This is a genomic window from Slackia sp. (assembly GCF_977041755.1).
In genome coordinates, this window is sequence record NZ_CDRRGL010000066.1 from 1 (window position 1) to 10344 (window position 10344).

Sequence of the window (10344 nt, forward strand, 5' to 3'; positions counted from 1 at the left end):
CACATTCGCCGCGCTTTGCCAATCGGCAAGCGACTCGCGCACGTCCGCCCCGAACAAAGGACCTGTTTGCAAGGCCAGCGGCAGCAGCCCGTCCTTATCGACAAAGGCGAGATCTTCGATGCCGATTTGCGACGCGGGACGCGGCGCGGCCTGATTTGGGGTCGCGAAGCGCTCGGCGGCATTCGCCGGCACGAACTCGAGGCACGGCGACTCGCCCCGCACAAGACGAGCGTCATGCACGGGAATTCGGCCTTGAGGGGTTTTCAACTGGTCAATCACGTTCATATTGGGATCCAACGGTCGACGGTATCGTGCGATTATTTTACCCCGTTTAAGCGTCATTTTCGGGGAGCAACCTAGCTGCGATCCGCTCGAGACGCGCCTTCGGCGAAACCGAAAGCACGAGTTGGCGGACGCCGTCTGAGTAGCCGCGCAAACGCTTCGCAGGCCAACCCTGGTAGGGTTCGCTTAGCTCGTAGCCGTTCCGCAGCGCGCGAAGCCTTGCGGAGCATTGCCGCAAGGCGCACCGCACTTTCACCGCAGCGGCTCTTCATTCAGTCGACCCGCAGCGCAATAGGACCCCGCTACTGCGAAGACGTTTGCCCGGAACCGGAGAAGCCCATGGGCGCCTCGATGGCGACGGTATCGCCGACTTTCGCAAGGCTGCCGTCGCTTGGGGCAACCACGAGCTCGCGCCTTCCGTACGCATAGCTGCCCATTTGGTAATCCTCCGTCGCAAACACCAGGCCTTCGCTCGCAATATAGAAATGGGAGCATCCGTCAAGCGGATTTTCGACATCAATGCCGCTTCCAGTCGCGGGACTGATCAAACACATATTCGTAATGTCCCTCACGACTGCGTTCGTGCTCAGAAGATCGCTCGGATTGGTGGCGAGATACGCGGTGACCGCATCGGCAACAGCCGATTTCGCCTGTTCAGGAGTGAGGCCAAAGGCGGATACCGGGTCAACGGGGTCGCCCGTTTCCAAGCTGTAAGCGCACCCCGTTACCGTCGTCGAACCATGCGCACCCCATCCCGTGTCATAGCGTTGGTCGCGCACGCACACAATGTCGTTGTCGATATACGTCAGCGTGATGGAGCGCTGTTGGCATATGAATACGATGGCGCCTCCCATGTCTTCCGCGGTATCGGGGGCTGCATTCGTCTTCTCAACGTCGGTGCGCATGGATTCCTCGAGGGCAGCGTTAATCTTGTCGACCGCATCGCTTTGCGCCGAAGCCTCGATGTGCGGGTAGTACCACTTCTGCGCCTCGCGTTTGCCCGGCGCATCATATGGGTCGACCGGCACGCTCACATCCATCGAGCGAGTTTCAACCGAATACGTGATTTCCTCGGGCGCTTCGACAATTTGCTCGTTTTGGGTCTGCTGCGCAGGGAGCCATACGTCGGTGTAAACGCGGTAAGCGGCGTATGCGGTGCCCGCGGCAAGGGCCATTGCCAGCGCAACCAACACGACCATCGGCACGCGACGACGCGAGCGATGCTTCGTGGCATTTACTGCGCCACGCAGCGTTTCGGGGTGCTTTGACGAGGCGCTGTTTTGAGACGCCGAAGACGCATCGCATGCGCCGGCTTCGCATAACCTTTCGGACTCGTCCACAAAAGCCGCGCTTTCGAACGAGGGATCGCTGAATAAGGAATCGCTTTGCAAGGAACCGAGGCGTGCAGAGTCATTTTGCGAAGAAGCGTTTGAGGGATGGCCGCTTGACAAGGCATCATTCCTGCCCGCGTCCACCGCTTCCGACGCAAACGCCAACACGGCGGCCTTCGCAGATGAGGCCGCGGGTGCGGCGGCTTCCTCGGACGAAACCGCAAACGCAGCGGCTTCCTCGGACGCAGCCGCAGGTACGGTCGTTTTCGCGGATACACCCTCCGGCTCAACAACTTTCGTGGGCACAGCGACATTCGCAGGCGAGGCCTTCAGCTCGACAGCCTTCGCGGACACAATTGCCGATACCGGCTTTCCGCAGTTCATGCAGAACCTCGCATCGTGGGGAAGCTTCGCGCCGCATTTCGTGCAATACATGCCTGACCCTCCATTTGGATTCGCTTCTTTTCGATCGGTATTGTAAGCCCTGACGTATCGGGCGCATGCAACGGCCGCACTATGCGCGCATGCCTCCACGATTTTTTTACCCGATTTATTCCCCTTTTCAGGAACACGCCCTTTGACTATTCTTGCATCGTTAGAACAATCCCCAACGAAAAGAGGGGCCATGTATTGCAGCCATTGCGGAACAGAAAACGAGAACACAGCGAGGTTTTGCCGCCAATGCGGAAACGCGCTCCAGGCAAACGCGCAATCGAATAGCGCGCCGTCGGCATTTGACCAGGAAATCAGCGCAAGCAAAGGCCGACAGAGCGTCGCGAACTTCCTTCGTGCGTTTCAAGCCCACGTTGCCCCGCAAGCCAAAAACTATAGCGTCCTCAACGCCCAATGCTCCCAGATGGAGATGCTTGAACGACAGCGCGCCGACTTCGAGAAGCGCGTAAAATCACCCGTACTCCTCATCTTAGGCATAGTGCTCATCGTGCTGGGCATTGGCCTGATTGCTTCGTTCGTTTCTTATATGCAAGCGCACATCGACGAGGCGGTCATCATCGAGAACCCAACACTTGCCGATTACTTTGACAACCTTGTCGCGCTGTTGTTCCTCGCCGGCCCCCTTATCATCGGCGGCATTATCATTGCGATTTTCATCGTCCGCAAGGCGCGCGCACCGAAAACTCGCGCGAAATTCGACAGCCAATACGCTCAGGCCAAATCGGCGGCCCAGACGGCCGCCAACGAAATTTGGCGCAATTACGAGTCGTTCGCAAACCACCAGCTCGTGGCATTCAAGTACGCCAACCCCTGGCTGCTCGACGCTTTAGCCCGCATCGTAGCTGACGGCAAGGCCAATACGCTCACCCAGGCAATTCAGTATTTCGAGAACGAATGCTACCAACAGGAAATGAAAGGCATCGCGAACGCAAACCTCTACGCAACGCAAGAGGTTCTTGAGCAGACGAAATCTATTCAACGCCAGCTTGCATACATTGGAGTCACAAGCACCATTGGCGCAATTGGGGCATGGCGCAAATAGCCATTGCGGGCACACGCACCTCGAGCAGCCTTACGACTTCTTCATGACCTCGGTTTTGCATTTCGGGCACACGATGCGCATCGTGCCTTTGCCGCGCGGAATAGAGAGAATTTGCCCGCACCCTTTGCACCGGAAGTATTTCGTGGTCTTGCGATTCACGTACATGGTGTCGAGCATATTCCACCAACGCTTTGGCTTCGCTGATGCCGCAAGCCACTTCTGGTTCTCTTTTTCTCGTGCCGCGATGTTTTTGGAATAGCAGCGCACGCAGCATACGATGAGCAGGACAAACGACACCCACGAAAGCACACGCCATCCAAACAGGATTTCAAGCACCATGCAGATCACGGAAGTCACGAGCAACGCGACATTGAAATTATCCATGCCGCGACGGCCAACCATGAAAGCGCCGATTTTATACGGCAATTGCGCGAAGAAGTTTTTCATGAGTGTCTTTCCTCATATGCAGATATTTGAACAAGTAAGAGCATAGGTATTTACGCGTCGGTGATCGCAGGCTGTTGAAAAGCCGTCACCGGCGCGCGCCGTATGCGACGAAACCGCCATATTCCACCGCGCGGCAGCCCACGTCGCATGAAAACGCACGAAGTGCGTACCCTTTGTGCCAAACCTAAGTCATAGAAGACATTCGCTTCATAAAAACCCCAGGTCGCGTATCATCAATTCTAAAGTGGCACACGCTTTTTCGAAAGAGGGTACGCACTTCGTGCGTTTTTATGCAATGGAATTGCGAGTTTTGATGTAACGGCGGCGTTACACACGAAAAAGCCGCCGCCCATGCGGGCAGCGGCTTTCGAAATGCAACTACGTTCGCAGCCGGCGCTTACAGCGTGCGCAGGTTGACCTCTTTGAGCTGACGGGTCGTGACCTCGTTCGGGGCGCCGGTCATGGGATCGGCTGCCGAGCTCGTCTTCGGGAAAGCGATGACGTCGCGGATGGAATCTTTGCCAGCCAGCAGCATGACCAGGCGATCGAGGCCAATAGCGATGCCGCCATGCGGGGGCGCGCCAAGCTCGAGCGCATGAATCAGGTGGCCGAACTTCACTTCCATATCCTCATCGTCGACGCCGCAGCGCTTCAAGACGCGCTTCTGCAGCTCGGCGTTGTGAATACGAATGGAGCCGCCGCCAGCCTCGAAGCCGTCCATGACGATGTCGTAGCTGTAGCTGCCGCATGCCATGGGGTCGGTCTCGATTTTGTCCCAATCGGACTTCGGAATCATCGTGAACGGATGGTGCTCAGCCGCGTACTTCTTGGTTTCCTCGTCGTACTTGAACATGGGGAAGTCGACGACCCACAGCAGCTTGTGGCCATCACGCGGAATGTTCAGGGCCTCGGCCATGTGCAGGCGCAGGGCAGAAAGCACGGCGTTTGCGATATCGAACGTGTCGGCCGCGAACAGAACCAGGTCGCCCGGCTCGACGTTCATGGCTTCTTTGATCTTCGCGTGAACCTCGTCGCCCAGGAACTTGATGATGGGGCTCTTCTCTTTGCCGTCGGTGGTGTAGGCAATCCAAGCCATGCCCTTCGCACCATTGGCGGAAGCAATGTCGGCCAGCTTGTCGATATCGCCACGGCTCCAGTCGCCAGCGCCCTTCGCGTTGATGGCCTTCACGATGTTGCCGGCCTCGACGGCCTTGGCGAACACGCCAAAGCCGCAGCCACGCACGATCTCGGTAAGGTCAACGAGCTCCATGCCGAAGCGGATGTCGGGACGGTCGCAACCAAAGCGATCCATGGCCTCTTTCCACGGCATGCGCTGCAGCGGGAATTCATGCTCGACGCCAGCAGCTTCGAGAACTTCCTTGAAGACGCCTTCCATCATGTCGATGACGTCGTTTTCCTGAACGAACGACATCTCGATGTCGACCTGGGTGAACTCAGGCTGGCGATCGGCGCGCAGGTCCTCGTCGCGGAAGCAGCGAGCGATTTGGTAGTAGCGCTCGATGCCGCCCACCATGAGCATCTGCTTGAACTGCTGCGGGCTTTGCGGCAGCGCGTAGAACTTGCCCGGGTTGGGGCGAGACGGAACCAGGTAGTCGCGAGCGCCTTCGGGCGTGGAGTTCGCCAGAATCGGCGTTTCGACCTCGAGGAAGCCGCGCTCGTTGAGGGCCTTGCGCATAGCCTGCGCCACGGTGTGGCGAAGCTTGAGATTCTTGTACATCTCGGGACGGCGAAGGTCCATGTAGCGCCACTTCATGCGCGTGGTTTCGTCGGTCTCGATGCCATCCTCGATGGAGAACGGGGGCGTGACCGAGGTGTTCAGCACCTCGATGCCGCTGGCGAGCACTTCAATCTCGCCCGTCGCCATGTTCGGGTTCACAGTGCCTTCGGCGCGGGCGCGCACTTTGCCCGTGATCTTCAGCACGAACTCGCGGCCGAGATGCTCGGCAACGTGGAACTCCTCTTCGGAAACGCAATCGGGGTCGATCACGATCTGCGTGTAGCCCTCGCGGTCGCGAAGGTCCACGAAAATCAGACCGCCGTGGTCGCGGTTGTGCCACACCCAGCCAGTGAGGGTGACCTGCGCGTCAACATCGGAGGCACGCAGCTCGCCGCACGTGTGGTCGTGCATGCAATACTCGTTGATGAATTCGGTCATCGGTTTATAGCTCCTTGCGAAGTGAAACTAATCGCTCAAACTGGGCTATTGTAGCGCAGGAAACGCATGCGGCGAAAGGTCGCGACGCAATTTACGCTTCTTCGACACCTTCCGCATCGGTCGAAGCCGCCCCTGCCGCCTCGATTCGCTCGCATGCGGCGAGCGTTTCGGCGTAATCGGCCTGGTAAGCCCCGATTTCCGCGGAAAGGCTCGCGAGGTCGGATTCGGAAAGCCTCGCAGCGTCCGCTTCTTCGCAAGATGCGAACCCGCCATCGGAAAGGGCCTGGTCAAGCTCGCGTTTTGCCGCATCGGCGGCACCTTTGCGAATGCCGCGCTGCGTACCGCACGTCAGAATAAGGGCGCGCTGCGCTTCTTCGCGCTCACAGTCGCCTTGCTCGATGGCGATGGCCCTCTCCCGTTCATGCTCGGCCATCTCGGACAAAATGCCATTCAGCTCATTTTGCTGGCCTTCGTAGTAATGCGCGCGCTTAGAAACCTCAGCCGCGGCACGGGCCTTCGCAAGCACGGCGCCTTTTTCCTGCATTGCGGGCAACTCCGCCATAAGCTCCTGCAAATGCTCGAACAATTCATCGTCGTTCATAGTCATGCGATTCCTTTCATCGCACGTAAGTCTAGCAAAAGGGCCCGCCAAGCGGCGGGCCCGGGGAGGGGTGTATTTCGACGCCGTTCCGCTGAACGGCGCTTCGAGTTGCCGTCGGGCGCAACCGAGCACCGCATCGCGCCTTGCGCTCGTCGCTTACGTAGCGCCGCTACGTTTCGCTCCTGCCTTCAAAGCGAATCGCGATGCCAGGCCGCATCTCGCCATATGGCAAGCCGACGGCTCGTTCGTGTTCCTACTGCTCCTTGTAGACGCCCGCGAGCTGTTCGCCGAGGCACTTGCCCTCGACGAGGCAGCGGCCATGGCTGTTGCCCTGAACATTGATCGGGTAGTCGTACGCGTACATGTTGCCCGAGCAGTTGCCAATGGCGTACAGGCCCTTGATGGGCTCGCCCTCGGCGTTGACAACCTCGAAGTTGTCGGAAATCGCGATGCCGCCAACAACGGCGAGCAGGCCGGGGGCAACCTTGGTCGCATAGAAGGGACCCTGCTCGATGGGGAACAAGAAGTGAGATTCCTTGTAGAAGTCGGTGTCTTCGCCCTTCTTGCAAATCTCGTTGTAGCGCTCAATGGTCTTCTTGGCCTCGTCGACGTCAACGTCGAGTTGCTTGAGCAGCTCGTCGATGGTGTCGGCAACCTTGTAGTTGTCGGGGGTCTTCTCGACTCCTTCCTTCACCGTCTTGGCGTGGGAAGCGGACGCATCAGCCGCCGTGGTGCCCACAGCGCGGAACGAATCCCAGAACATGCCGCCGCCGAACTCGAGCGACGCGGTGTTGTCGGCCTCGAAGTTGGAGTCGAAGATCGACCAGCAGTGGTCGTCGCCGCCGTTGACCATGGTGCCGACGCACTTGCCCTGAACCCAGGTGGCCTCGTTCATGAAGCGCTTGCCCTTGGGGTTCACGAACAGGAAGGGGCCATGGTACATAGCCGCGGCCTGCGGGTGCATCATCGTGGGCCACGGGCCGTCCTGGAAGGCACCGCCGACCCATGCGGCCATGTTGTGGCCGTCGCCGGTGTTGCCCTGGTCAGAGCACAGGCGAGTCATAACCTTGTTCGCGATGGGAGCGAACTCGTTGATGTACTCATCGTTGTAGCTCACGTCGCCGGTAGCGAGCACGACGCCCTTGGAGGCGTTGTACTGCACGTACTTGCCCTCCTCGTTCTTGCAGATGGCACCGGTGACTTCGCCCTTATCGTTGGTGACGAGCTGCTGAGCAGGCATGTTGTACACGAGCTCGAAATTGCCCGTCTCTTCAGCCTTAGCGATGAACAGGTACTCGATGTACGTCGCGATGGAGATTGCCTCGTTTTCCTGAGCGAGGTTGCCGCCGAAGATCATGTGATAGCAATCGATCTCGGGGTGCACCGTGGAATTGGAGCCAACGGTAACCATGCATTTCGCGCCATCGGACTCGGCAAGATCGAGCAGCCAGTTCATGCAGCGCTCGCTCTCGCGGAACCACTTGGCAACGAGGGACTCACGGCAGCGGTTGCCGCAGGTGGAGACCCAGCGCTCCATTTCGATGGACTTGTCAAAATGGATGTCGAGCGCGTCGAGCGCCTTCGACGCGATGGCGCCCGTACCGCCAACGCCGTGGCCGTTGGGCACGCCGTCTTTCTCAACCAAGGTGACCTTGGTGCCATTCTGCGCGGCGTTCAGAGCGCAGCAAGTTCCCGAATAGCCGGCGCCAATAACGAGCACTTCGGTCTCGACGGTTTCGGCGATATCGGTGATAGCCTCGGGGGCAACCTCCCACGTGTGCTTCGATTCGCCAGCAGCGTCGGCCTTGCTGCTCGAGCTCGACGAGCCGCCCGCCGGGCTGCAGCCAAACATGCCGAGCGCCGCCACGCCCGCGGCAGAAAGCGTTGCGCCCTTGAGCAGGTTGCGGCGAGAAATGCCCTTCTTCAATTCTTCCATGGTTCCCTCCTAATGGAATCCCTTGGGATGCCGCGTCGAAGAGACCGCCCCGAACGCCATAGCAAGCCGCGCAGACCCAAGGCCGCGCAGGCGAATTTCATGGCTTTTGTAGAAGCGCGCCCTCCCCGGCGCTTGCATCTGCACCCTCCCTGGATGCGATGGCGCCACTATAGAGGCGAGACGGGGCGCAACGCACCACATATTATGGGTTGTTTTATTGTTCCACCTGGTGAGAAGCTTGTTTTCCCTCGAATTTCCGAGGCAGTAACCCATGGAATCCTGGGTTGAAAAACAAGGCAACCCATCTCGTTTCGCCAAGATGGGTTGGTATTTTTGGATAGGGAAGGCGGCAAGGAAGACCGAAGGCGGGCTAATTTAAAAGGTCGATGAGCTCTTGCTTCGAGTGGATTCCGAGTTTGCGATAGATGCTTTTCGTATGCCCACGCACCGTGTTTTCCGAAATGTAGAGACGGCGAGCAATAGCCGCAACGGTGTTTCCGTGCCGCATCAAATCGGCGACCTCGCACTCGCGAGCAGAAAGCGGGTCAATGAGGTTAAGCGAAGAAAGACGTTCTTCGAGAGAGTCGGACGACTCGCCGGTTGGCGCCATGGGGTCGGCGTCGTTTGAGCGGTGAAGGGCGGGCGAGGGCTTTTCTTCACACCATTGAGCATCACGCGATTCGCCTTCGCTCGACAGTGCCTTCTGAACGCACGGTTCTTCTTCGGCCGCGCACGCGTCTTGAACCAGGGATTCCTCGGATTTCGCCCGAGCGGCGTTTTTCGCAAGGGCTTCCCCGAAATCGCATTCGCCCACACTTGCCTGAGGGGCCGCGGTTATCGAGCGGCGCACATCGCTCCTGTTGCGGCCAAGCGACGCCAAAAAGAGCGCCGCCGTAAGCACGTACACGCACACGAACAGCACATCGACCACGAGCGTGAAATCGAGCACCGTATGCGCAGCGGCAACCTGCCCCACCGTATCGCCCAAAAGCAAGCTCACGAGCGTCGGCGCCACGCACAGCGCGTACACGAGCGACGAATCGATTGCCTTGCGGCTTGCGTACGCAGCGCAGGTGATGAGCAACAACAGATTCACCACCTCGAAACCGAACATGGTGAATACCGAAACCGCGCCAAGCCACCCAATGCCAAAGAACGTGGGCAGCAGGAACACGCCAGTAATGAGCGGAAAGAGGACCTGATATACGCGCAGCATGTCGAAGCCGCGCTCAGTGAACAGCTCGATGGCCGCAACCACGAGCGTAGCGCAGCTCATGCCAAGCATGATGCCCTCGAAAGAGCCAAGATTGCCCTGCGGAACCACGTAGCCGATCATCTTCCACACGAAACCGATGGCGCACACGCAGAACACCGGACGTCCCATGTCGCGCAGCAACATGCGACGACGCTCGCGAGTGAGCGCTTCCGCTTCATAGGGAGCGACCTCGGCAAGGCTTTTGCGCAAGGTCCACGCGCCGAGCGCGGGCAAAACGATGACGCCGCAAACCACGAGCCATTCCGTTGGCAAGAAACCGATGGCGATGCACAGCACAACCGAGCACAGCGCCGAAAGAGGAATGTAGACCGTGGTGCGCGAGGTGCCTTCTGACGCATAGAAGCTCTGCCACATCACAAAAAACGCGCCCTGCGAAGCTCCCACCAGCACCGATGCAATTGTGACCGAGGCAACCGAGAAATCGGCCAGAAAGAATGCGAGGTAATACAAAAGAGACCCAGCCGACAGGGCGATGCCCGCGATATACGCCGACTCGGGAGAAAACGCCTTGCTGCCGCGGCGAACCGAGAGCGTCGCCGCCACGACGACGGCAGCGATGGTCGAAATCTGCTTGCCCACGGAAAATCCTGTGCTTACAAACGCGAACTCATCGGCAGGAGCCAGCAGCGCGACGAACGTGACTGCCCAAAAGAAGCAGAAGCCCAAGTGATGCCACTTCAAGCCTTTGACAATGCCCCTCGCCTGCGCAACCGACATGCGCGCCTCCCTTATAGCTTCTCCCCAGAAAACTGCCCCATGATAGCAAAAAACCGGCCACGCGGCTGCGCAACCGGTTTCGA

At 59.0% G+C, this 10344-nt stretch carries 8 protein-coding genes and 1 pseudogene; 2 read left to right on the top strand and 7 right to left on the bottom strand.

Annotated elements, in window-relative coordinates; all coding sequences use genetic code 11:
- Positions 1 to 285 (bottom strand): hypothetical protein (locus tag ACWI8T_RS06030; RefSeq protein WP_449138298.1); only part of this gene is annotated, 285 nt, incomplete at its 3' end.
- A gap of 299 nt (positions 286 to 584) precedes the next feature.
- Positions 585 to 2048 (bottom strand): zinc-ribbon domain-containing protein, encoded by a 1464-nt coding sequence (locus ACWI8T_RS06035; protein ID WP_449138299.1) that lies wholly within the window; start codon positions 2046 to 2048, stop codon positions 585 to 587.
- Between the two features lie 190 nt (positions 2049 to 2238).
- On the opposite strand from ACWI8T_RS06035, the pseudogene ACWI8T_RS06040 reads away from it, so the two are divergent.
- Positions 2239 to 2304 (top strand): annotated as a pseudogene (locus tag ACWI8T_RS06040) (DUF7577 domain-containing protein); the annotation flags it as partial.
- A 171-nt stretch (positions 2305 to 2475) separates the two neighbouring features.
- Positions 2476 to 3108 carry a hypothetical protein gene (locus tag ACWI8T_RS06045; RefSeq protein WP_449138303.1) on the top strand — a complete coding sequence of 211 codons (633 nt, stop codon included), beginning with the start codon at positions 2476 to 2478 and terminating at the stop codon, positions 3106 to 3108.
- A gap of 30 nt (positions 3109 to 3138) precedes the next feature.
- On the opposite strand, the gene ACWI8T_RS06050 is transcribed toward ACWI8T_RS06045, so the two are convergent.
- From ACWI8T_RS06050 to ACWI8T_RS06070, 5 genes are all read right to left on the bottom strand, one after another.
- Positions 3139 to 3555: a hypothetical protein gene (locus ACWI8T_RS06050; protein ID WP_418349913.1), complete on the bottom strand. Its 417-nt coding sequence runs from the start codon at positions 3553 to 3555 to the stop codon at positions 3139 to 3141.
- Between the two features lie 397 nt (positions 3556 to 3952).
- Positions 3953 to 5731 carry an aspartate--tRNA ligase gene (aspS, locus tag ACWI8T_RS06055; RefSeq protein ID WP_294376954.1) on the bottom strand — a complete coding sequence of 593 codons (1779 nt, stop codon included), beginning with the start codon at positions 5729 to 5731 and terminating at the stop codon, positions 3953 to 3955.
- A gap of 91 nt (positions 5732 to 5822) precedes the next feature.
- Positions 5823 to 6338 carry a hypothetical protein gene (locus ACWI8T_RS06060; protein ID WP_449138300.1) on the bottom strand — a complete coding sequence of 172 codons (516 nt, stop codon included), beginning with the start codon at positions 6336 to 6338 and terminating at the stop codon, positions 5823 to 5825.
- A 247-nt stretch (positions 6339 to 6585) separates the two neighbouring features.
- Positions 6586 to 8268: an FAD-dependent oxidoreductase gene (locus tag ACWI8T_RS06065; RefSeq protein ID WP_449138301.1), complete on the bottom strand. Its 1683-nt coding sequence runs from the start codon at positions 8266 to 8268 to the stop codon at positions 6586 to 6588.
- A gap of 370 nt (positions 8269 to 8638) precedes the next feature.
- The gene (locus tag ACWI8T_RS06070) at positions 8639 to 10261 is read right to left on the bottom strand and encodes a helix-turn-helix transcriptional regulator (RefSeq protein ID WP_449138302.1); all 1623 of its coding nucleotides are present in this window, start codon (positions 10259 to 10261) and stop codon (positions 8639 to 8641) included.
- Positions 10262 to 10344 lie beyond the last annotated feature (83 nt).

What these genes read in the sequence shown, in the direction of transcription:
- ACWI8T_RS06035 (WP_449138299.1), bottom strand. Translation starts at nt 2,048, where the DNA reads ATGTATTGCACGAAATGCGGCGCGAAGCTTCCCCACGATGCGAGGTTC.
- ACWI8T_RS06045 (WP_449138303.1), top strand. Translation starts at nt 2,476, where the DNA reads ATGCTTGAACGACAGCGCGCCGACTTCGAGAAGCGCGTAAAATCACCC.
- ACWI8T_RS06050 (WP_418349913.1), bottom strand. Translation starts at nt 3,555, where the DNA reads ATGAAAAACTTCTTCGCGCAATTGCCGTATAAAATCGGCGCTTTCATG.
- aspS (WP_294376954.1), bottom strand. Translation starts at nt 5,731, where the DNA reads ATGACCGAATTCATCAACGAGTATTGCATGCACGACCACACGTGCGGC.
- ACWI8T_RS06060 (WP_449138300.1), bottom strand. Translation starts at nt 6,338, where the DNA reads ATGACTATGAACGACGATGAATTGTTCGAGCATTTGCAGGAGCTTATG.
- ACWI8T_RS06065 (WP_449138301.1), bottom strand. Translation starts at nt 8,268, where the DNA reads ATGGAAGAATTGAAGAAGGGCATTTCTCGCCGCAACCTGCTCAAGGGC.
- ACWI8T_RS06070 (WP_449138302.1), bottom strand. Translation starts at nt 10,261, where the DNA reads ATGTCGGTTGCGCAGGCGAGGGGCATTGTCAAAGGCTTGAAGTGGCAT.